We start from the raw sequence: 21,524 nt of genomic DNA, 5'->3' as shown, positions 1-21,524 counted from the left end.
TCCAGACCTCGGAGCTCCGACGCCATGACGTACCAAGCCCCCGTGAAAGACATGCTGTTCGTGCTGAACCACCTGGCCGGCCTGCCGCAGGTGGCCGCGTTGCCGCAGTTTGCCGAAGCCACGCCCGACACCGCCCAGGCCGTGCTGGAGGAAGCCGCCACCTTCGCCGCCGACGTGCTGGCGCCGTTGAACCATCCCGCCGACCGCGAGCCCAGCGCCTGGCGCGATGGCGCCGTCACCACCTCGCCCGGCTTCAAGCAGGCCTTCCGCCAGTACGCCGAGGCCGGCTGGCAGGGCATGACGCATCCGGCCGAATACGGCGGCCAGGGCCTGCCCGGCCTCCTGGGCGCGCCCTGCTCCGAAATGCTCAACGCCGCCAACCTGTCGTTCGCCCTGTGTCCGCTGCTGACCAACGGCGCCGTCGAGGCGCTGCTGACGGCCGGTTCGCCCGAACTGCGCGAACGCTTCATCGGCCCGATGCTGTCGGGCCAGTGGACCGGCACCATGAACCTGACCGAGCCGCAGGCCGGCTCCGACCTGGCGCTGCTGCGCAGCCGCGCGCAGCCGGTCGGCGACGGCACCTACCGCATCTCGGGCACCAAGATCTTCATCACCTACGGCGAGCACGACCTGGCCGAGAACATCATCCACCTGGTGCTGGCGCGCCTGCCCGACGCGCCCGAGGGCGTCAAGGGCATCTCGCTGTTCCTGGTGCCCAAGTTCCTGGTCAATGACGATGGCTCGCTGGGCGCGCGCAACGACGTTACCTGCGTGTCGATCGAGCACAAGCTGGGCATCAAGGCCAGCCCCACCGCCACGCTGCAGTTCGGCGACGCGGGCGGCGCCATCGGCTACCTGGTGGGCCAGGAAAACCGCGGCCTGGACGCCATGTTCATCATGATGAACGCGGCCCGCTTCGCTGTCGGCGTGCAGGGCATCGCGGTGGCCGACCGCGCCTACCAGCACGCCCTGGCCTATGCCGCCGAACGCGTGCAGAGCCGCCCGGTGGACGGCTCCTCGCGCGACGCCGTGCCCATCATCCAGCACCCGGATGTGCGCCGCATGCTGGGCACCATGCGCGCCCTGACCGAGGCCGGCCGCGCGCTGGCCTACTACACCGCCGGCCACGCCGACCTGGCCCACGCCAGCGCCGACCCGGCGGCGCGCGCCCGCCACCTGGCGGTGCAGGAATTCCTGGTGCCGATCGTCAAGGGCTGGTGCACCGAAGCCTCCATCGACGTCGCCAGCCTGGGCGTGCAGGTGCACGGCGGCATGGGCTTCATCGAAGAGACCGGCGCGGCCCAGTACTACCGCGACGCCCGCATCCTCACCATCTACGAAGGCACCACCGCGATCCAGGCCAACGACCTGGTCGGCCGCAAGACGCTGCGCGACGGCGGCGCGGTGGCGCAGGCGCTGATCGAGGAAATCCGCAAGACCGAGGAAGCGCTGCAGGCGCGCAGCGAGCCGGCCGCGCGCCTGGTGCTGACGCCGCTGCGCCAGGGCCGCCTGGCGCTGGCCAACACGGTCGACTTCGTGGTGGCCAACGCCGCCGCGCATCCCAACGCGGTGTTCGGCTCGGGCGTGCCCTACCTGCTGCTGGCCGGCACGGTGCTGGCCGGCTGGCAGATGGCGCGCGCGCTGCTCGCGTCGCTGGACCGCCTGGGCGAAGACCCGGCCTTCCACCAGGCCAAGATCGCCACGGCCCAGACCTACGCGCTGCACAAGCTGACCCAGGCGCCGGGGCTGGCGGCGGTGGTGGCCGGCTCGATCGAGTATGCCGTGCAGCCCTGAAGCCGCGCCGGTCGCCGCGACGGCGACCCTGGCCTCCTTTCTGAAAGACCGCCACGGCGGTCTTTTTTCATGGAACACGGCCCCCGTTAAGCATATAACCAGAAAGAATAATGAAAAGACATAAACATATCTAAAATTATTAAGCGGATCCGGGAAACCCGGCCCCGCGGGCAAGCCGCCAGCCGCACCAAGGCGCCGTCGTTCAGGACATTTCCCTCATGCTCCGCAAGCTGTTCACCGCCGCGCTCGTCGCCGCCGCCACATCCTTCGCCCCCGTCCACGCCGCGCCGCCCGCGCTCGAAATCGGCTACCTGCCGATCCTGCCGGACGCGCAATTGTTCGTGGCGCTGGAAGAAGGCAGCTTGCAGGCCAAGGGCGCGCCGGCCCCCAAGCTGGTGTCGTTCCAGAGCGGTCCGGCGCTGACCCAGGCGCTGCTGGCCGGGCAACTGGACGTCGCCTACGTCGGCATCGGCCCGGCGCTGGTGGCCAGCGCCAAGGGCGCCGGCATCAAGGTGGTGGCCTCCAACATCGTCGAGCAGGTCAACGTGGTCGCGCTGGGCGCGCTGGCGCCGTATTTCGCCTCGGGCGATCCGGCCACGGCGTTCGCCCGCTTTGCCAAGGACAAGGGCAGGAAACCCGTCATCGCCAGCTACCCCAAGGGCGCCGTGCCCGAGGCCGCGCTGCAATACTGGCTGCGCAACCGCCTGAAGGCGGACCCCGCCAGCCTGGACCTGATCTACCAGGGCGAGGCGCAGATCCAGCAATCGCTGCTGACCGGCGCCATTGACGGCGCCGCCATCCTCGAACCCACCGTCACCACCGTGCTGACCCGCGCCCCCGAATCGCGCGTGGTGGCGCGCGGCTCCCAACTGTTCCCGAACCAGCCCGGCGCCGTGCTGCTGGTGCGCGACAAGCTGATCGCCGAGCACCCCGAGGCCGTGCAGCAACTGGTCGACGCCCAACTGGCCGCCACCGCCCTGCTGCGCGATGACCCGGCGCGCGCCGCGGCGCACGTGCAGAAATACGTCGGCGGCGGCCGTCTGGACCGCGCGCTGGTGGAAAAGGCCATTCGCAATTCGCATGACCAGTTCGTGGCCGACCCGCACGCCATCGTCGACGCCACCGCCGAGCTGCAGACCTTCCAGGCCAGCCTGGGCACGGTCGAGGCCGCCAAGGTCGACGTCAGGCAGCTGTTCGACACCCGCTTCTACGACAAGGCCAAGAAACAATGAGCCAGACCGCCCCGGCCCTGGCCGCCCCCGCGCCGCGCGCGCGCAAGGGCACGCCGCCCTGGTTCGCCGCCGCGCGCCGGGCGGCGTACGGCATCGGCGGGCTGGCCATCTTCATCGCCATCTGGAAGGCCGCGTTGATCTGGCAATGGGCGCCCCCGGGCACCCTGCCCGACCCATTCGCGCTACCCGCCACGCTGGTCCAGGAATGGCAATCGGGCCGCCTGCTGCCGGCCATCGGCTCGAGCCTCGTGCACTACTTCTGGGGCCTGGCCGCGGGCACCGCGCTGGGTTTTGCCGCCGGCCTGGCGGCCGCCACGCTGCCGCGCTTCGACCTGGCGCAAGCCTACCTGGCGCGCATCCTGCGGCCGATCCCGCCGCTGGCCTGGGTGGTGTTCGCCATCGCCTGGTTCAAGGTCAGCCACGCCGGCGCCGCCTTCGTCATCGCCATCGGCGTGTTCTGGGTCAACTATTTCGCCACCTACGGCGCGGTGCGCAACGTCGACCCGCGCTACTACGAACTGGCGCGCGCCTTCGGCCATGGCGGCTACCTGGCGCGCGCGCTGGGCGTGACGCTGCCGGCCATCGCCCCCGGCGCGCTGGCGGGCGTGCGCACCGGCATCGGCCAGGCCTGGATGACGCTGATCGCGGCCGAACTGCTGGGCGTGCCGGGCATGGGCCAGGAAATGAACGCCGCCGCCGGCGTCGGCGCCTACGACGCGGTGGTGGTCTACATGCTGATCATCTCGCTGGTCTACACGCTCTGCGACCTGGCGTTCTCGGCGGTCGAAAACAAGGTGCTGCAATGGCGTCCGTGATCGAATTCTCGAAACTCTCGTACCGGCATCCGGGCGCCGACGCGCCCGTGATCCAGGGCCTGTCGCTGGCGATCGAGGCGGGCAGCTTCGTGGCCGTGGTGGGCGGTTCGGGCGTGGGCAAGTCCACGCTGCTGCGCGCGGCGGCCGGCCTGGCCGATCCCGCCGGCGGCGAGGTCCGCTTCCAGGCGCCCGCGCGCCCCGGCCGCCGCAGCCGCGCCGTGGTGTTCCAGGACAGCCGCCTGATGCCGTGGCGCACGGTCGGCGGCAACGTCGGCTACGGCCTCGAAGGCCTGGGCCTGGATCGGCAGGAACGGCAGCAGCGCATCGACGCCGCGCTGCAATTGACCGGCCTGGGCGACTACGGCCGCCGCTGGCCGCACCAGTTGTCCGGCGGCCAGGCGCAACGCGTCGGCATCGCCCGCGCGCTGGCGGTCAAGCCCGACCTGCTGCTGATGGACGAGCCCTTCAGCGCCGTCGATGCCATCACGCGGCGCAACCTGCAACAGGAACTGATCCGCGTCTGGCAGGCATCGGGCGCGGCGGTGCTGTTCGTCACCCACGACATCGAGGAAGCCGTGTTCCTGGCCGACAAGGTGGTGGTGCTGGGGGGCCGCCCGGCCAATATCGCCGGCAACTACGACATCGACCTGCCGCGCCCGCGCGACCGGGCGGACCCGGCCTTCGCGCGGCAAGTGGCGGCAATCGCCCACACGCTGGAACATCACTGAACCCGGGGGACGCGCCGGCTCAGGCCCGGCGCGGCGCCACGCCGCCCGGCGCCGTCCTGCGCGGCAGCGTCAAGGCCCAGAACGCCGCCGCCACCAGGCTCAGGCCGGCGCCCAGCGCGCACACGCCCAACCAGCCGGCCCGCGCATACACGAACGTCGAGGCAATCGACCCGAGGCCGCTGCCGGCCGCGTAGAACATCATGTAGCCGCCCACCAGCCGGCTGTGCGCCTGCGCGCCAATGGCGAAAATCATGGTCTGGTTGGTGACGTGCAGCGCCTGCGCGGCGATGTCCAGCAGCAGCACGCCCAGCGCCAGCGCCCACAGGCTCTGGTCCAGGAAGGCGATCGGCACCCAGGCCAGGCACAGCAGCGCCAGCCCCGCCCCCGTGGTGCGCTGGCCATGGCCACGGTCGGCCAGGCGCCCGGCGCGCGCGGCCACCAGCACCCCCGCCACCCCCACCAGGCCGAAGGCCCCCACCGCCGTATGCGTCAGCGAATGCGGCGGCGCGCTCAGCGGCAGCACCAGCGCGGTCCAGAAGGCGCTGAAGACGGCGAACATCAACAGCGCGATCATGCCGCGCACCTGCAATACCCGTTCGGTCGCCAGCAGCGTGAACAGCGAACGCAGCAGCGCGCCATAGCGCAGGTTGGCCGTCGGCAACGCGCGGCGCGGCAGCCACAGGTTCAGCGCCAGCGCCAGCGCCGCCGCCAGGCCGGCGGACACCAGGTAGACCGCGCGCCAGCCCCACAGGTCGGCCACGGCGCCGGCCAGCGTGCGCGCCAGCAGCAGGCCGATCACCACCCCGCCCTGCGCCGCGCCCACCACGCGCCCGCGTTCGGCCGGGGCCGCCAGCGCCGCCGACAGGGCCAGCAGGCCCTGCGTCATGGCGGTGCCGAGCAGGCCCAGCCCCAGCATGCCGGCCAACAGCCAGGGCGCGGCGGACGCCGCCGCCACCACCACCAGCGCCATGACCAGCAGCCCCAACTGCGCCAGCATCAGGCGGCGGCGGTCCAGCAGGTCGCCCAGCGGCACCACCAGCAACAGCGCCAGCGCGCTGCCGAGCTGGGTGGCGGTGACGATGATGCCCACCGCGGCCTCGTCCAGGCCGAACTCGCGCCCCATGGCGTCGAGCAGGGGCTGCGCGTAGTACACGTTGGCCACGCTCACCGCGCAGGCCACGGCCAGCAGCAGCACCACGGCGGTGGGCAGGGGCGCGGCGGATTCGGTTGGAGCAATGGCGGCGGCAGGCGCCGCGGATGAATCGGATCGGTCAGGCATGACGGCCTAAAATGGTTTTATAACGAAACCAGAATGCTAGGCGCACAGGTTTTATAATGCAACCACAAATTCGCAATTTCCCCCCGCCGCGAACGTCGGCAAAGGTCAGGACGATATGGTCAAACGCACCAGTCTCGAAGGCGCCGCCTGCCCGGTGGCGCGCGCCCTGGACGCCATCGGCGACTGGTGGTCGCTATTGATCGTGCGCGACGCGTTCGACGGCGTGCGCCGCTTCGGTGAATTCCAGAAAAGCCTCGGCGTGGCCAAGAACATCCTCAGCGACCGCCTGCGCACCCTGGTGGCGCACGACATCCTGGCGGCCGTGCCGGCGTCCGACGGCAGCGCCTACCAGGAATACGTGCTGACGCAAAAGGGCCAGGCGCTGTTTCCCGTCATCGTCGGCCTGCGCCAGTGGGGCGAAGACCACTACTACGGCCCCGCCGAGCCGCACTCCACGCTCATCGACCGCAAGCGCGGGCAAGCGGTGCAACGCCTGGAAATCCGGGCGCAGGACGGCCGCGTGCTGGCGCCGGACGACACGGTCGTGCGCCGCGTCGGCGGCGACCGCGCCTAGCCCGGCGCCCTATGGCGCGCCTGGGCGCGGCGTCTTTGAATGCCGCTTCGTCCTAGGAACGCCCCTGCCCCGAAGCGCCCGGCCATTGCCCCGTGGCCAGCGCGGTCGGCGCATAGTTGCCGAAGCGCCAGCGCAGGGCCAGCGCCCCCGGCCGCGACCGCACCCGCCGCACGTGTACCCGCCACAGGCGTTCGGCCCCGGCGAACGTCTCGATCTCCGGGCTGTCCAGCACCACTTCGGCGCGGCCCGACACCTGCAGCACGTCGCCGCGCTCGAAGTCGATGAACAGCAGCCCCGCGCGCGGATTGAGCACCATGTTGCCGAGCGTGTTGAAAAAGCGGTTGCCGGAAAAATCCGGGATCGTCAGCGTGTCGCCGTCGATGCGCACGAACCCCGGCATGCCGCCCCGGTGCGAGACGTCGACGCGACGCCCGGCCACGTCCGTGTCGGCGTACGTCGCCACGAACAGCGTATCGGCGCGCGCGATCAACGCCCTGTCGGCCTCGCCCAGTCCCGTGCGCTCGCGCGGCGGCCCGGGAAAACGCAACGCCGGCGATCGCGAAAAATGGAAATCGCGCGCCTGGATGTACTGCGGACAGTTGCCGAACGATTCCGCCACCGCCACGTCGAAGCGCTTGCCATCCCAGGCGGCGATGCGTCCGTTCATGCGGTTGCGCCGGCGCGTGTGCAGTTCGATTCCCAGCAGGCCCAGCGGCCGGTCCGGCCCCAGGCCATCGGCCAGCGGATCGTCGGCGTCCGGCATGGCGGCCACGCGCAGCGTCACGGGGTCCGGCGACAGGGCGAAACCGGGTTCGCCTTCCAGCGCCCCGGCCCAGGGATCGCCGCGCCCGTCGACGGCGCCGACCACCAGGAACGGCAGTTGCGCGAAAAAGAGGCGATGCTGGTCCGGCATGTAGTCGCGGATCACCTTGGCGCCGACCTGCGCCATGCGCTCGGCCATGCCGATGTGCGCCTGCAACTGGCGTTCGCCCGCGTGCCAGGGCGCGGCCGGGGCCGCGGGGGTGTCGAGAGGGGGAAGGCTCATGGCCGGCTCCTTGCGCAGCGTGGCGCCGCGGGCATTCAGGCGGCGCGCAGGCCGACCGGCGACTGGACCATCGGCACGAAGCGCGGCCAGGCCTCGATCCGTGCCAGCCATTCGCGCACTTGCGGATACGCCGCCAGCGACACATTGCCCTCGGGCGCGTGCGCCACGTAGGTGTAGCAGGCCACGTCGGCGATGGTCGGCGCCGCGCCGGCCAGGTAAGCGGTGGCGGCCAGTTCGCGCTCCATCACCGCCAGCAGGGCATGGGCGCGCGCCAGCGTGGCGGGCACGTCGTACGGAGCGCCGAACAGCGTCACCAGCCGCGCCGCGGCCGGGCCGCCGGCCAGCGGACCGGACGCGGCCGACAGCCAGCGCTGCACCGCCGCCGCGCCAACCGCGTCCTCGGGCAGCCAGGCCTGGCCACCGTAACGCTTGCACAGGTACACCAGGATGGCGGTCGAGTCGGCCACCACCACGCCGTTGTCGTCGATGACGGGCACCTGGCCGAAGGCGTTCAGCGCCAGGAATTCAGGCCGCTTCTGCGCGCCGCCGCGCAGGTCGACCTCGACATGGCGGTGCGGCACGTCCAGCAGGGACAGCATCAGGGCCACGCGGTGCGAATGGCCGGACAGGGGAAAACCGTAGAACGTCAGGGGAGCGGCGGACATGGCGGCATCTCGGAAGCGGAAACAGGCCCTCATGTTGGACCCTCGCCGCGCGCCCGTGAACAGCCACGCCGCGCAAGACACCATTGCCGCCGGTGAAAGAATTCACGCCGGCAGCGCGGCCAGGTCGCGGCGCAGCGCCTGGACGCAGAAATCGACGAAGCTGCGCACCTTGGCCGAGCTTTTGCGCCCCTCCGGAAACACCACGTGCACCGGCAGCGGCGGGGTTTCATAGTCGCGCAGCACCACCCGCAGGGCGCCGCTGGCCAGGTCGCGCGCCACCTGGTACGACACCACCTGGGTCAGGCCCCAGCCTTCGCACGCCGCCGCCACCGCGGCCTGGAACGACGTCACGGTCAATTGCGATTCCAGCGGCACGCGCCGCAACTGGCCGTCCTGCAGGAAACGCCATTGGGAGCCGCGCCCCTCCATCGCCGCGGTGATGGTGCAAAAACGGGCCAGGGCGTCGGGGTTGTCGGGCGTGCCGTGGCGCCGCAGGAACTCGGGCGAGGCGCACACCACGCGCCGCACCTGCCCCACCGGCACCGCCGTCAGCGAGGAATCGGGCAGCGCGCCGATGCGCACCGCCACGTCCACGCCTTCGTCCAGCAGGTTCACCACGCGGTCCACCAGCAAGGCGCGCACCGACACCTCGCGATGCTGGCGCAGGTAGCCCAGCACCGCCGGCATCACATGCAGCTCACCAAAGCGCGCCGGCGCGGTAATGTGCAGCGACCCGCGCGGCGCGGCCATCGCGCCTGCGGCGGCATCATCGGCCTGCTCCACGGCCTCGAGGATGCGGCGGCAATCGGCCGCGTAGCGCTCGCCGGCTTCGGTCAGGCGCAGGCTGCGGGTGGTGCGCACCAGCAGCAGCGTGCCCAGCCGCCGCTCCAGCGCCGCGACGCTGCGCGTCACCGTGGGGGCCGACATCGCCAGCCTGCGGGCGGCGGCGGCAAACCCTTGCGCCTCGGCCACCGCCAGGAAAACGCTCATTTCATGGAACCGGTTCACGATGCGCGTCCCTCCGTGTCGCGTATGCCCGCCACGCTCTTCCACATGTCGATACCCCCTATTTGAATTCCTGCCGCAGCCATGCCAGGAACGCCTTGACCGGAGGATGGCGCTCGCGCCCCGGCGCGCACAGGGCAGTGTAGGCCGCGCCCGCCACGCTGACCTCGGGGCGCAGCGGCACCAGCGTGCCGGCCGCGACGCTGTCGGAGACCATCACGGAGCTGGCCAGCACCAGCCCCTGCCCCGCGATGGCCGCCTGCAAGGCGTAGTGTTCTTCCGCATAGGCGTGCACCGCCGCCGGCTTGCGCCAGGCCGGCAACGCCGCCGCCGCGCACCACTGCTGCCAGCCCTCGTCGTAGAGCGCCGAATCGCGCCAGCGCACGGTCACCAGCGCGGGCCGGGCGCGCCGCGCCTGCGCCACCACGGCGGGCGCCCCGTAGACGCCGAAACGCTCGTGCAGGGTGCAGGCCGCGTGCAGCATGGGATAGCGCTGGCGGCTGTAGCGGATCGCCACGTCGACGCTGGCGTCCTGCAACAGGTCGATCGTCTCGGCCTGCGCCTGCAGGCGCAACTGGTACTGCGGATACGCCTGGTAGAAGCGGCCGAGCCGCGGCACCAGCCACAGCGCCGCGAAGGAATGGGTGGTGGACAGGGTCAGGGCCCCGGCCGCGCTGGCCGGCCGCAACGCGTCCAGCGTCTGGGCGATGTCGAGCAAGGCGCCGTGCGCGCTGGCGAACAGCCGGGCGCCGGCGTCGGTCAGGCGCACGCCCTGCGGCACGCGATCGAACAGCGCCACGCCGGCGTGGCGCTCCAGCGCCTTGATCTGGTGCGAAACGGCGGTCGGCGTCACCGACAGTTCGGCCGCGGCCGCCTTGAAGCTTCGCAAGCGCGCGGCCGCCTCGAAGGCACGCAAGGCGGTAACCGGCAGGGAGGCGAACATGGCAGGCCATCCAGATGAATTGAACTCATCTTAGCCAAGAAATCATCGTTTGTCCCGATGCCTATGGGTGCGTAAATTTTCCTTTGTTCGTTCCACATGTTCCACCCACCGAGGCATCCATACATGAATTCAGATCATCAATCCAAGCGCCTGCTGATCCTGGCCGGCAGCCCCCGCCGCGACGGCAACAGCGCCGCGCTCGGCGCGGCGGCCCAACGCGGCGCGCAGGCCGCCGGCAGCAACGCCACCCTGCTGTTCCTGGACGACTACATCAAGGGATTCCTGCCCGACCTGCGCCATGCGTCCGCGCCGGACGACCGCTACGCCGAGCTGTTCCTGGAACACTTCCTGCCGGCCGACGGCGTGCTGTTCTGCACCCCCCTCTACTGGTACGGCATGTCGGCGCAGACCAAGGCGTTCTTCGATCGCTCGTTCACGCATTACGCCGGCAGCGGCCCCGAGCCCGAGGCGGTCAAGGCCCGCATGGCCGGCAAGCGGCTGGCCCTGGCCGTGGCCTCCGAAGAAACCTATCCCGGCGCGATCCTGGGCGTGGTGCACCAGGTGCAGGAATTCGCCCGCTACACCCACGCCGATTTCGTCGGCGTGGTCCATGGCGCCGGCAACAGCCGCGGCGAAATCGCGGCGGATCCGCGCAACCCGCTGCGGGCGGCCGAGACGCTGGGCGCCGAGTTCTTCACGCGGAAATACTCGGACTATCGGCTAGAGACGCCACGCAGTCACAACGTATGGGCGTCGCCCCCGCCAGACGACGCTCGCCGCGACTGAGCCAGCCCAGCGCGATCGGCCACAGCGTGTCGCGAAAACGCTCGTGGAAAAAAGCGAAGTGGCCGATCCCGTCCAATCCCAGCGCAGCCGGCGCCAGGCGCAGATGGGTGCGGGCGCTGCCGGTGAAGTACGCCAGCAGCCGGCCGACGGCGGCCTCGGTGCCGAATTCGTCATCGGTGACGCTGAGCGCCAGGATCGGCGCCGTCACCGCCGCCATGGCGGCCACGCGGTGATCCGGCCCGCCCCGGCCCTCGAAGCGCGGGCCCATGAAGCTCCAGTCGCGCACCACGCCGCGCGGCGTGTCTTCCAGCCACCCCAGCCGGCGCCCCGGAAAATAACCCAGGCACGCCGCCAGCAGCGGCATCACGACATGCCATTTGGCCAGCATGCGCAGGCGCTTCCCGGCGGCGTAGTCGCGCCAGTAGGCGTATTGGGCGCCCATGGTGAAAATGCGGCGCAGCCCGCGCGCCGAGGGCGCCAGGCCGGTGACGAAACCGCCGATGCTGTGCGCCACCACGTCCACCGGCTGGCCGGGGAAATGGCTGCGCACATAACCCAGCACCGCCTCGAAGTCCTTTTCTCCCCAGTCCATCCACGATGCCTGGAAACCGCGCAGGGACGCGGGACGCGATTCGCCGATGCCACGGTAGTCGTAGGTCAGCACGTCGAAGCCGTGCTGGTGCAGGTAGGCCGCGAAACGCGCGTAGTAGCGGCAGCGCACCGACGTGGCGGCGTTGATGACCACCACGGGCCGCGGCCCGGCCGGATCGGGAGCGGCGTGCCGCCATGCATATCCCCCCAGCGCCACCCCGTCCGCGGCGCGCAGCGCGATGCGTTGCGAATCCATTTCACATTCCTCCCGATCAATCAACATGGCGCGAACAGCCGCCGCATGAGTCGATTAAATCCCGCCAAATCGGCCGATTCAACCGATCATTCATCGCCCATTACATGATCCATAGGAATGTCATTGCGCCCGCTTGCGGGCCGCGGACCGGCGCAGCACGCCGGGCGGGCTGCCATACACCTGCTTGAATACCCGCGTCAGGTGGGCCTGGTCGGCAAAGCCTACGGCCAGCGCCGCCTCGGCCAGCGGCAGGCCGCCGCGCAGCAGCGCGCGGGCGCGCGCCACCCGCCAGTTGCGCAGCCACGCCTGCGGCGGCAGGCCATAGCGGCGCGCGAACTGCTTGACCAGCGTGCTGCGATGGCGGCCATCGGCCCGCGCCAGCGCCTCAAGATCAGGCGCGCAGGCGGGATCGGCGCGCATGCGCTGCAGCAACAGCTCGCAGACGTCGGCAACGGCCCGGGCCGGCGGGGCCGCGGGATCGGAGCCGCTCGAGCGGGCCGGCATCGGCCCGGCATCATCGGCTGCTTCGGCCGCCCCGCCCGCCGGCGCGCCATGCGCCGCCAGCAGCCGGAACAGGGCCGCCGACAACTGGGCGCGGCGCACCGCGTCATCGGTGTCGTCGGGGGCCAGCGCCGCCAGCCATTGCGCGCACAAGGCCGCGTCGCCGATGACCGGCCCTGGCAGGCCCAGTCCGTCCTCGCGCAGGGCCAGCGCATGCTGCTGGAACCAGGCCGGCTCGATATATGCCATGCGGTAGGCGAGCAGGCCGGCCGAGGTGCCGCCGGTGTGCACCTGACCCGGGGCGATCACCACCAGGTCGCCCTCTCCCGCCTCGAACGGACGGCCGTGCACCGTGAAGGCGCAGCGCCCGCGCGCGATCGCGCCGATCGACCAGGCGTCGTGGAAATGCGCGTCGTACCGGTAGGCGCGCAGGTCGGCGATCAGCACGTCGCCGGGCAGCTCCGCGCCGCAATGCCAGATATGTTGGGAAACCGCCATGGAAAAACCGCCCGTCCGGAACGCTCGGGGTGCCGCCTCGGCACGCCCGGCCAATACGACAGGCTACCCGAAATACTCGCCGTCCGCGGCCAGCGAGCGCGCCAGCAACCAGGCGTTGCGTGGATTTTCGCCCACGCGGCGGACCGCGTAGGGCCACCAGTCGGCCCCGAACGGCAGGTACACCCTGACCGCGTAGCCCAGGCGCCGCAGCGCCAGCTGCCAATCGGGCCGCACGCCGTAAAGCATCTCGAATTCGAACTCATCGGGGGCCCAACCCTGCTCGCGCGCCAGCGCCATCACGGCACCGGCCAGGCGGTCGTCATGGGTGCCGAACACCGGCAGGAAGCCGGCGTCGCGCGCCCGCGGCGTCAGCATGAGGGTGGCCGCGTCCAGGTAGGCCTGGTCGATACGGGCCCGGCCCGCGTGATCCAGCGCGCGTTCCGGGAACGCCCCCTTGACCAGCCGCAACGAGGTGCGCTGGCCGACGACCTGGGCCAGGTCGACCAGGGTGCGGCGGCGGCGCGCCTGTAGCGTCAGGCCGGCCGGCAGCCCGTCCCGCAGCAGTTCGGCGTGCAGCGCGCAGGTGCGCTCGCGCAGGCCCGAATCCTCCATGTCCAGCACCACCCAGTCACGCCCGCCGCCCGCGGCCTGGCGCGCCGCCGCCGCGATGCGCCGGGCGTTCTCGCGCCCCAGCGCATCGTCGCGCATGTAGCCGATGGCGGTAGGGTCGATCGAGACATGCACGTCCAGCCCCGCGCCGCCCAGCGCGGCGCAGGCCTGCATCGCCTGCCGCGTGTTGTGCTCGATGGCCTCGGGGTCCGCCACGTACTCGCCCAGGTAGAACAGCGACGCGCGGATGCCGTGGACCTCGCGCAGCCGGGTGGCGGTGCGCACCGCCTCGGCGATATCCGCGCCGCCGACGAAGCGGCGCGCCAGCGAGCTGCGCGTGGCCAGGGCGCGCATGGCGCGGCCCGCGCCCGGACTGCGCGCCAGCGCAATGGCGGTTTTCTGGAAAAGGCTCATGGGCTCTCCGGTCAAAGAGAGCCACTATGCGGCGCCGCCCCCGCCCCGTCTTGAACGGGAGTGAACCGCGCCGGCGCCCGTCACGCCTTGCCGCAGGCCTGCGCGGCGGCGCGGCCATGGCCGAACAGCGGCCGCTGCACCGTCTGCGCCAACAGCACGCCCGCCAGTGTCACGGCGCCGCCCAGCAGGTGATACGAACGCAGCTGCTCGCGCAGCAGCACGAACGCGGCCAGCGCGGTGAACAGCGGCAGCAGGTTGATGAAGATGCTGCAGCGGTTCGGCCCCAGGCGATGCACGCCCTCGATCCACAGGAACGACAGCAGCACCGACGAAAAAATGCCGGCGTACAGGATCAGCGGAATCGTCTTCATGTCCAGCGCCGCCTGCGCGGCCGGCACCCGCAGGTACAACGGCAGCATGTACAGCAGCGCGAAGATCGACTGCACGAAGGTCGATTGCCAGGCCGGCACCGGCACCTTCCAGTGGCGCAGCAGCACGCCATAGAGCGCGTAGGAGAAGGCCGCCATCAGCATCAGGCCGTCGCCGACGTGGATGCCATGCTGGAAGACGCTCAGCATGTCGCCCTGCCCCACCAGATACAGCAGGCCCAGGAACGACAGCGCGCCGCCGGCCGCCATGCCCAGGGTCAGCGGATCGCGCAGGATGACCACGCTCAGCAGCATGCTGAGCAGCGGGATCAGCGCGGTCAGGATGGCCATGTTGGTGGCGGTGGTGGTTTCGGCGGCGCGGTACGACAGCGCCTGGAACACCGCCGACGACAGGGCGCCATACAGCGCCAGCTTGGGCCAGTGGCGCAGGATGGTCTTGCGGTTGCGCCACACCGGCACGGCCGTGAGCAGCCCCATGATCGCCAGCGCCAGGATCAGGCGGTAGAACGTGATGGCGGTGGGCGAGATGGCGCTGGCCGCCATCTTGGAAACGATGACATTGCCCGCCCAGAACAGAATGGCGAACAATGGAAACAGGTAGGACATGATGGGGTCACTCGCGGAAATGGGAATCGGCCACCGCCCGCGCGCGGGGCGCAGGGGCGGATGGCCGATATCCTATTGAGCGGTGAAGCGCCCGTCTGCCGATGAACAGGCAGCGACTATCGCAAAAGGGACAGCCCGCGATCAGGGCCGGAAGGGCAGCGCGTCCAGCGGCGCCTCCAGGCCGTCCATCTGCGCGGTCAGGAGCGCGGCGCTGCCGCAGGCCAGCGTGAATCCCAGCGCGCCCTGGCCGATATTGAGCCACAGGTTGTCGGCCGCCGGGCTGGGCCCGATCAGCGGCTTGCCGGTGGGCGTGGCCGGGCGCAGTCCGGCCCAGGGAATGGCCTGCTCCAGGTCCAGCGCCGGAAAGGCCTCGCGCACCTGGCGCTTGAGCAGCGCGATGCGGGCCGGATCGATCTGCGCGCCTTCGCTGCCGATGTCCACCATGGCGGCAATGCGCAACACGCCGCCGACCCGCGCGTAGACGATGCGGCGTTCGTAGTCGGTGACGCTGATGCGCGGCGCCACGGCATCGTCATCGGCCAGCGGCACGGTCAGGCTGTAGCCCTTGAGCGGATAGAGCGGCACATCGTGTCCCAGCGGCCGCAGCAGCGCGCGCGTGCCGATGCCGGTGGCCAGCACCACGGCGTCGGCGCCGATATCGCCCTCTTGCGTGCGCACGGCGACGATGCGGCGGCCTTCGCGTTGCAGGCCGGCGACGGGGTTGGACATGGCGCACTGCACGTTGGACAGGCCGCGCAGCCGCTCGAACAGCGCCTGCGTGAACTGGCGGCAGTCGCCCGCCTCTTCGCTGGGGGTGTAGATGGCGCCGGCCAGGCTGGCGCCCATGCCGGCCAGCGCCGGCTCGCGCGCCAGCGTCTGGGCGGCGTCCAGCACCTGTTGCTCGGCGCCATGGGCGGCCTGGTACGCCACCAGCGCGCGCGCCTTGTCCAGCAAGGCCGGGCTGCGGTAGGCGATCAGCTTGCCGTTCCTGAGATGGCCGAATTCCAGGTTTTCCTGCTCCAGCAACGCATGCATGGCATCGCGGCTGAGGAACGACAGCGCCTGCAATTGCGCGGTGGACTCGCGCGCCACCGATGCGCGGCAGGCCAGCGCGAAACTCAGGCACCAGCGCCATTGGTGGGGATCGAGCCGCGGCCGGAAGCGCAGCGGCGAATCCTCGCGCAGCAGCCAGCCTGGCACGCTGGGCAGCACGCCCGGCCCGGCCAGCGGCGCGACATAGCTGTAGCTGAGCTGGCCGCCATTGGCGTAGCTGGACACCTCGGCCGGATGGGCGTGGCTGTCGACCAGCACGACGTCATGGCCCTGGCGCGCCAGGAAGTACGCGGAGGTGACGCCCACGACTCCGGCACCGATTACGCAAACGCGCATACCCTGCATCCAAATAAGAAAATGGCAACGGTCTTATTCTGAGGCGGGGGACGGATGATCGCAAATCACCAAAGGCCCAGCACCCATAACCCGCCCTCATGGTCCGGCGTCATGGCCCCGACCCTCGGGGGCTGGCGTCACGGCCGGGCTACGCCGGCCGGCGCCGAAGTCGGCGCGGCCGTCAGGCGGCGCGGTGCAGCTTGATGATGGCGGCGGCGGTCGGATCGCGCACCAGGTCGGCCAGGGAATAGCCGTTGAGCGCCTCGTAGAACGCCTGCAGGGTCTGCGCCAGCACCCCCGACAGGCGGCAGGCGCCGTCCAGCGCACAGGGCGGTTCGCGGCAGTCGATCAGCGGCCCCTGCTGCTCCAGTTCACGCACCAGGTCGCCCAGGCGGTAATCAGCGGCCGGGCGCGCCAGCGCCAGCCCGCCGCCCTTGCCGCGCGCCGTGCTGACCCAGCCGCGCTGCGACATGAAGTGCACCACCTTGACTAGGTGGTTGCGCGACAGGTCGAAGCGCGCGGCGATCTCCGGGATGGTGACCGCCGCGGGCCGGTCGCGGCACTGCGTCAGGTACATCAGTACCCGCAGGCCGAAGTCGGTGAATCGGGTCAGTTGCATGGCCGCCAGGATACACCGGTCAGGCCGGCGCGCCGCCGCTGCCGAAGGCCTCGGCGTGGATCCGCTCGGGCGCCACGCCCAGCGCCAGCAGCGTTTCGCGCTGGGCCCGCATGAAGCCCGACGGGCCGCACAGGTAGTAGTCGGCGCCCGGCACGATGGCCTCGTCGCGGATGGCGTTCAGGTCGACGCGGCCGCTGTGGTCGTAATCGTGGCCCTTGCGGTCGCCGCTGCCGACCTCTTCGTAGAACACCGCCTTGCGCACGTTGCCGCGGCTCGCGGCGATGGTGTTGACGTGGTCTTTCATGGCGTGCACCGCGTTGTTGCGACAGCCGTGCACGAAGCGGATCTGGCGGGGATCGTCGGTTGCCACCAGGTGGTTCAGGATGGAAACCATGGGGGTCAGCCCCACTCCGCCGCTGAGCAGCACCACGGGCGCGTCACTGTCCTCGCGCAGGTGGAAATCGCCCTGCGGCGGCGCCACGTCCAGCACCCCGCCTTCCTGCAGATGGTCGTGCAGCGCGTTGGACACGCGCCCGGCCGGGTTCTGCGCGCCGCCCGCCTCGCGCTTGACGGAAATCCGCAGCCGGCCCTGGCCGGGCGCGTCCGACAGGCTGTACTGGCGCGGCTGCATCAGGCCCAGTTCGGGCACGTAGACCCGCACCGACACATATTGGCCGGGGCGATACGCCGGGACCTCGCCGCCATCGGCGGGCGCCAGGTAGAACGAGGTGATCTCGGCGCTTTCGGGCTGCTTGCCGACCACGCGAAAGGCGCGCCAGCCGGTCCAGCCACCCGGCTTGGTGGCCGAGTCCACATACAGGCGCGCCTCTTCGGCTATCAACATGTCGGCCAGCTGTCCATAAGCGGCGGCCCAGGCGTCGACCAGCTCATCGGTGGCGGCCTCGCCCAGCACCTCGCGGATCGACGCCAGCAGGTGCTTGCCCACGATCGGGTAGTGTTCGGGCCGGATGCCCAGGCTGACATGCTTGTGGACGATGCGCGTCACCACCGGCGCCAGCACCGAGGGATCGTCGATGTGCTCGGCGTAGGCCGCGACCGCGCCGGCCAGCGCCTGCTGCTGCTCGCCGCCCGCCTGGTGGCCCTGGTTGAAGACGTGCTTGAGTTCCGGATTGTGCTGGAACATGCGGGCATAGAAATGGCGGGTCAGCGCCACGCCATGGGTTTTCAGGACCGGGGCCGTGGCTTTGACCAGGGCGCGGATTTGCGGGCTCAACATCGACTGCTCCTTGCGCTGCGGATGGCGCCGAAGCCATCCTTTTTTAAACATGCATTAATAATACATGTTTAAGTGCGGCGCACAAAATCCGCCCCGGCATTCAGCCGCCCTGCCCCGTCCATTCACCCACCAGGCGCCGCCCCGGCCAGGTACAACGGGCGGCCGCGCGCCAGCCGATACGGGCCGGTGCCGGACCGGCGCCGCGCCACACCGTGGCCATCACCCAATCGCGGCCCAGCCCCCAGCACATCGCCTGCCAGTAGCCCGCCGGCGGGTGTAGCGCTAGCCGGCCCGAAGCATCCGGCGCCATGCCGATCGACGCCATGTCCGCGGGGAAATCCAGCCCGGCCGCCTTGACGAAGGCTTCCTTGAGCGTCCACAGCATATAGAAACGCTCGAGCCGCGCGGCCGCGCCGGCCGCCCGCAGCAGCCAGTCGCGTTCCGGCTCGCTGCAGACCCAGGCGGCCAAGGCGGCGGTATCGCGCGGTCGCACCCGCTCCAGATCCACGCCCACGGCCCAGTCCGCCGGCGCCTGCGCGCACAGCGCGTGGCCGCCGCTGTGGCTGAGCGAGAGGGTGTGAGCCGCGGGCGCCTCCGCCCGCACCTGCTGCAGCAAGGCGCGGCTGACCTGCCAATCATCGCGCGCCCTGGCCGAGCGCAGCGCCACGGCGCGGCGCCTTTCCGCCGCCGACAGCAGATCCGGCCGATAATCGCCGGCCGCGCGTTGGTCCGCCCACCACAAGGAAAGTTCCCGAAAAATCATGCGTTCACGTAACGATTTGGTAAAACAAAATGTAAAATATCAGGCGTTTTCATTGTTTTAGTAACGTCTAAAAACAATTCATGAATTTGCGATCAGTGTAAGATCGCGCGCTATGCTGACCTTTTCCATTGCGCAATGGCAGGGTTGGACATCGGGTATGCAAGACGCGAGCAGCTGGTCGTATTGGGCTGAACATCCTTATTGTCCCGTTGGAGAACCCAGCCCCCCGCGCCTCGAATTCCTGCCCCCGATGCAGCGCCGCCGTCTCAGCCCGATGGCGCGCGCGGTGTTCGAATGCGCGTGGCCGGTCGCCGAAGGCCAGCCGCCCATGCCCCTGGTATACGCCTCGCGCCATGGCGAAACCACACGCAATTTCGGCCTGCTGCAATCGCTGGCCGCTGGCGAACCGCTGTCACCCACCGCGTTCGGCCTGTCGGTGCACAATGCCGTCGGCGGCCAGTGGTCGATCATACGCCGCGAAACCACCGAATCCATCGCACTATCGGCCGAAGACGACGGCCTGGAGCACGCCTTCCTCGAAGCCGGGCTGCTGCTGGCCGATGGCCACGACAACGTGCTGGTGGTGCTGGCCGAGGAACAGCCGCCCGCGCCCTACTCGCCCTGGATCGACGACGTGCCCTTTACCTACGCGGCGGCATTCCGCCTGCGCGCCGGCGCTGACTGGCGGCTCGAGACCGCGGCCGACACCGGCGTCGCCCCGCAACCCTGGCCCAACGCGCTGAACCTGCTGCGCCACCTGAACCTGCAAACGCCCAGCTGGCGACACGCCAACCGCGCCCGCCAATGGCTCTGGACCCGCTCGACATGACGCCTTCCAGCACCACCCCCGCCGCTCCCCAGGCTCGCCAGGACTTCTGGCTATGGCGCCTGGTCGCCACCGGCATGGCCTTCACCATGTTCGGCGTCGGCGGACTGCTGCTGCGCCTGCTGGTGTTCCCGCCGCAGCGCCTGATCCCCGGCAATGCCGCCGATCGCCAGCGGCGCGCGCGGTGGGCGCTGAACGGCACCTTCCGCTTCTTCATCCGCTTCATGGTGCGCGTCGGCATCCTGACGGTGGACTTCAAAGGCGCCGAACGCCTGGGCCGGCCCGGCCAGATGATCCTGGCCAACCACCCGTCGCTACTGGACGTGGTGTTCCTGGTGGGCCACGTCAAGAACGCCAACTGCATCGTCAAGCATGGCCTGGCGCGCAATCCGTTCACGCGCGGGCCGGTCAGCAACGCCGGCTACATCACCAACGATGAAAGCTTCGACATGTTCGACCGCGCCGCCGAAGTGCTGCGCAAGGGAGAAACCCTGATCGTGTTTCCGGAAGGCACGCGCACCCCACAGGACAGCCTGCCGCGTTTCCATCGCGGCGCTTGCGCCATCGCGCTGCGCGGCGCCCGCGTGGTCACGCCGGTGGTCATCCGCATGAACCCGCGCAGCCTGACCAAAGGCGAACCCTGGTATCGCATTCCGCCGTGCCGCATGCGCTATGTGATCCAGGTCGGCGAGGACATCGATCCCGCGACGTGGTCCAATGCGCACCCGCTGCCGATCGCCGGCCGCCGCATGAACGATTACCTGCATGCCTATTTCGATGCCGAGCTGACGCGCCACGCGCCGGCCGGCACCCCGGCGCCCGTCGCCGGCCCCGACAACGAACAAGCGCGAATCGCGCCGCAAGTGGAGTCCAAGCTGGATGAATCAACTGGAAACTGAGCTCAAGACGCTCGTCATCGAATCCCTTGGCCTGGAAGACATCGCCCCCGACGACATCGATCGCGAGGCCAGCCTGTTCGGCGACGGACTGGGCCTGGACTCTGTAGACGCGCTGGAACTCGGCCTGGCGCTGCAAAAGCGCTACGGCATCACCATCGATCCCGAAACGCGCAACATGCGGGAGCACTTCGCCAGCATCGCCAACCTGGCCGAATTCGTCGCGGCCCAGCGCCGCAACTGAGGCAATGGAGTTGACCATGCAGACCCGCGATGAAATCTTCAATACGCTGCGCGACACGCTGAGCGAATTGTTCGAGATCGAACCCGAACGCATCACCCCCGAGGCCAACCTCTACACCGATCTCGAGATCGACAGCATCGACGCCATCGACCTGATCGACCACGTGCGCCGCCAGACCGGCCGCAAGCTCGACGCCAACGATTTCCGCAGCGTGCGCACCGTCGAGGACGTGGTGCAGGCCATGTGCCAGAAACAGCAGGACATCGGCGCATGAAACGCGGCCTGGCGCCCGCGCTGGCCGTGGCCGGCCTGGCCTACCCCTTCGTCGTCTACGCGACGCTGGGCCGGGTCGGCGCGGCCTGGCTGGCCCTGCCGCTGGCTGTGCTGTGGCTGGCTCGCGGGCTGGCCGAGCGCGACGGGCAGCCCAGCGCGCGCCTGCTGCCGCTGGCTGCAGTGGCGTTCTGCCTGGTCCTGGCCGTCTCCAATTCCACTGATTGGCTGCGCTGGTACCCCGTGATGGTCAACGCCATGCTGCTGGCCATCTTCGGGGCCAGCCTGCATCGCGGCCGCCCGGTCGTCGAACGGCTGGCGCGCCTGCGCAACCCCGATCTGCCGGCCGCCGGCGTGCGCTACACGCGCAACGTCACCCGTGTCTGGTGCGGTTTCTTCGCCATCAACGGCGCGATCGCGACCGCACTGGCCGCGTGGGGCCCGTGGAGCTGGTGGACCGCCTACAACGGCGCCATCAGCTACGTGCTGATGGGCCTGTTGATGGGCGGCGAATGGCTGCTGCGGCCGGCCGCTGCAAAGGCAGCCTGAG

At 70.3% G+C, this 21,524-nt stretch carries 24 protein-coding genes; 11 read left to right on the top strand and 13 right to left on the bottom strand.

The genetic code is table 11. The annotated features are described in order from the left end of the window. Positions 1-24 precede the first annotated feature (24 nt). From ACVN9Z_RS17495 to ACVN9Z_RS17480, 4 genes are all read left to right on the top strand, one after another. Entirely contained in the window at positions 25-1,794 is a 1,770-nt protein-coding gene (locus ACVN9Z_RS17495; protein WP_458212434.1) for an acyl-CoA dehydrogenase, read from the top strand. A gap of 218 nt (positions 1,795-2,012) precedes the next feature. After that, positions 2,013-3,026 carry an ABC transporter substrate-binding protein gene (locus tag ACVN9Z_RS17490; protein ID WP_241076792.1) on the top strand — a complete coding sequence of 338 codons (1,014 nt, stop codon included), beginning with the start codon at positions 2,013-2,015 and terminating at the stop codon, positions 3,024-3,026. Next, positions 3,023-3,841 (top strand): ABC transporter permease, encoded by an 819-nt coding sequence (locus tag ACVN9Z_RS17485; protein WP_230848811.1) that lies wholly within the window; start codon positions 3,023-3,025, stop codon positions 3,839-3,841. Before ACVN9Z_RS17490 ends, ACVN9Z_RS17485 begins: the two co-directional genes overlap by 4 nt. Then, positions 3,829-4,569, top strand: a complete 741-nt coding sequence (locus tag ACVN9Z_RS17480; protein ID WP_024068463.1) for an ABC transporter ATP-binding protein — start codon at positions 3,829-3,831, stop codon at positions 4,567-4,569. The genes ACVN9Z_RS17485 and ACVN9Z_RS17480 overlap by 13 nt, the downstream gene beginning before the upstream one ends. Positions 4,570-4,588: 19 nt before the next feature. On the opposite strand, the gene ACVN9Z_RS17475 is transcribed toward ACVN9Z_RS17480, so the two are convergent. Continuing rightward, positions 4,589-5,848 (bottom strand): MFS transporter, encoded by a 1,260-nt coding sequence (locus tag ACVN9Z_RS17475; protein ID WP_054438775.1) that lies wholly within the window; start codon positions 5,846-5,848, stop codon positions 4,589-4,591. 115 nt (positions 5,849-5,963) lie between these two features. Here ACVN9Z_RS17475 and ACVN9Z_RS17470 point away from each other — a divergent pair, with 115 nt between their 5' ends. After that, entirely contained in the window at positions 5,964-6,422 is a 459-nt protein-coding gene (locus tag ACVN9Z_RS17470) for a winged helix-turn-helix transcriptional regulator (protein WP_006384392.1), read from the top strand. Between the two features lie 52 nt (positions 6,423-6,474). Here ACVN9Z_RS17470 and ACVN9Z_RS17465 read toward each other — a convergent pair whose 3' ends face one another. From ACVN9Z_RS17465 to ACVN9Z_RS17450, 4 genes are all read right to left on the bottom strand, one after another. After that, on the bottom strand, positions 6,475-7,467 hold the full coding sequence (locus ACVN9Z_RS17465) for a pyridoxamine 5'-phosphate oxidase family protein (protein ID WP_053498956.1): 993 nt from the start codon (positions 7,465-7,467) through the stop codon (positions 6,475-6,477). A 35-nt stretch (positions 7,468-7,502) separates the two neighbouring features. Next, positions 7,503-8,132, bottom strand: a complete 630-nt coding sequence (locus tag ACVN9Z_RS17460) for a glutathione S-transferase family protein (RefSeq protein WP_049052271.1) — start codon at positions 8,130-8,132, stop codon at positions 7,503-7,505. Between the two features lie 102 nt (positions 8,133-8,234). Continuing rightward, positions 8,235-9,122 (bottom strand): LysR family transcriptional regulator, encoded by an 888-nt coding sequence (locus tag ACVN9Z_RS17455; RefSeq protein ID WP_409138381.1) that lies wholly within the window; start codon positions 9,120-9,122, stop codon positions 8,235-8,237. 76 nt (positions 9,123-9,198) lie between these two features. Then, the gene (locus ACVN9Z_RS17450; protein ID WP_024068458.1) at positions 9,199-10,080 is read right to left on the bottom strand and encodes a LysR substrate-binding domain-containing protein; all 882 of its coding nucleotides are present in this window, start codon (positions 10,078-10,080) and stop codon (positions 9,199-9,201) included. A gap of 123 nt (positions 10,081-10,203) precedes the next feature. Here ACVN9Z_RS17450 and ACVN9Z_RS17445 point away from each other — a divergent pair, with 123 nt between their 5' ends. Continuing rightward, positions 10,204-10,866, top strand: coding sequence for a flavodoxin family protein (locus ACVN9Z_RS17445; RefSeq protein WP_006384388.1), 663 nt, complete (start codon positions 10,204-10,206; stop codon positions 10,864-10,866). Here the strand turns inward: ACVN9Z_RS17445 and ACVN9Z_RS17440 are convergent. The 8 genes from ACVN9Z_RS17440 to ACVN9Z_RS17405 all read right to left on the bottom strand — a co-directional run bounded on the left by ACVN9Z_RS17440 (position 10,775) and on the right by ACVN9Z_RS17405 (position 18,717). Then, positions 10,775-11,713, bottom strand: a complete 939-nt coding sequence (locus ACVN9Z_RS17440; protein WP_054514082.1) for an alpha/beta hydrolase family protein — start codon at positions 11,711-11,713, stop codon at positions 10,775-10,777. The two genes, ACVN9Z_RS17445 and ACVN9Z_RS17440, sit on opposite strands and share 92 nt — an antisense overlap. A 120-nt stretch (positions 11,714-11,833) precedes the next feature. Beyond that, positions 11,834-12,712, bottom strand: coding sequence for an AraC family transcriptional regulator (locus ACVN9Z_RS17435; protein WP_026383839.1), 879 nt, complete (start codon positions 12,710-12,712; stop codon positions 11,834-11,836). Between the two features lie 63 nt (positions 12,713-12,775). Next, positions 12,776-13,735: a proline dehydrogenase family protein gene (locus tag ACVN9Z_RS17430; protein ID WP_024068455.1), complete on the bottom strand. Its 960-nt coding sequence runs from the start codon at positions 13,733-13,735 to the stop codon at positions 12,776-12,778. An 80-nt stretch (positions 13,736-13,815) separates the two neighbouring features. Then, on the bottom strand, positions 13,816-14,730 hold the full coding sequence (locus tag ACVN9Z_RS17425; RefSeq protein ID WP_458212433.1) for a DMT family transporter: 915 nt from the start codon (positions 14,728-14,730) through the stop codon (positions 13,816-13,818). Between the two features lie 141 nt (positions 14,731-14,871). Further along, entirely contained in the window at positions 14,872-16,119 is a 1,248-nt protein-coding gene (locus ACVN9Z_RS17420) for a D-amino acid dehydrogenase (RefSeq protein ID WP_026383841.1), read from the bottom strand. A gap of 181 nt (positions 16,120-16,300) precedes the next feature. Further along, positions 16,301-16,738 carry an Rrf2 family transcriptional regulator gene (locus tag ACVN9Z_RS17415; RefSeq protein WP_006384382.1) on the bottom strand — a complete coding sequence of 146 codons (438 nt, stop codon included), beginning with the start codon at positions 16,736-16,738 and terminating at the stop codon, positions 16,301-16,303. Positions 16,739-16,757: 19 nt separating this feature from the next. Beyond that, positions 16,758-17,975, bottom strand: a complete 1,218-nt coding sequence (gene hmpA, locus ACVN9Z_RS17410; RefSeq protein ID WP_035181312.1) for an NO-inducible flavohemoprotein — start codon at positions 17,973-17,975, stop codon at positions 16,758-16,760. A 100-nt stretch (positions 17,976-18,075) separates the two neighbouring features. Beyond that, positions 18,076-18,717 carry a 4'-phosphopantetheinyl transferase family protein gene (locus ACVN9Z_RS17405; RefSeq protein WP_223821384.1) on the bottom strand — a complete coding sequence of 214 codons (642 nt, stop codon included), beginning with the start codon at positions 18,715-18,717 and terminating at the stop codon, positions 18,076-18,078. A gap of 133 nt (positions 18,718-18,850) precedes the next feature. On the opposite strand from ACVN9Z_RS17405, the gene ACVN9Z_RS17400 reads away from it, so the two are divergent. From ACVN9Z_RS17400 to ACVN9Z_RS17380, 5 genes are read left to right on the top strand one after another with little or no spacing between them, the layout of a single operon-like run. Then, a complete protein-coding gene (locus tag ACVN9Z_RS17400; protein WP_458212432.1) occupies positions 18,851-19,567 on the top strand; it encodes a beta-ketoacyl synthase chain length factor in 717 nt (238 codons plus the stop codon). Then, complete coding sequence (locus tag ACVN9Z_RS17395) at positions 19,543-20,463, top strand: lysophospholipid acyltransferase family protein (RefSeq protein WP_458212431.1); 921 nt, start codon at positions 19,543-19,545, stop codon at positions 20,461-20,463. The genes ACVN9Z_RS17400 and ACVN9Z_RS17395 overlap by 25 nt, the downstream gene beginning before the upstream one ends. After that, on the top strand, positions 20,444-20,704 hold the full coding sequence (locus tag ACVN9Z_RS17390; protein ID WP_047992917.1) for a phosphopantetheine-binding protein: 261 nt from the start codon (positions 20,444-20,446) through the stop codon (positions 20,702-20,704). The genes ACVN9Z_RS17395 and ACVN9Z_RS17390 overlap by 20 nt, the downstream gene beginning before the upstream one ends. Positions 20,705-20,720: 16 nt before the next feature. Further along, positions 20,721-20,978 (top strand): acyl carrier protein, encoded by a 258-nt coding sequence (locus tag ACVN9Z_RS17385; RefSeq protein ID WP_047992983.1) that lies wholly within the window; start codon positions 20,721-20,723, stop codon positions 20,976-20,978. Beyond that, a complete protein-coding gene (locus ACVN9Z_RS17380; protein WP_458212430.1) occupies positions 20,975-21,523 on the top strand; it encodes a hypothetical protein in 549 nt (182 codons plus the stop codon). Before ACVN9Z_RS17385 ends, ACVN9Z_RS17380 begins: the two co-directional genes overlap by 4 nt. The last annotated feature ends 1 nt before the right edge of the window (position 21,524 follow it).

The sequence above is a fragment of the Achromobacter sp. KK8 genome, from assembly GCF_054188005.1.
The sequence above is the reverse complement of the archived record's forward strand: the minus strand, read 5'-3'. Positions and strand labels throughout refer to the sequence as shown.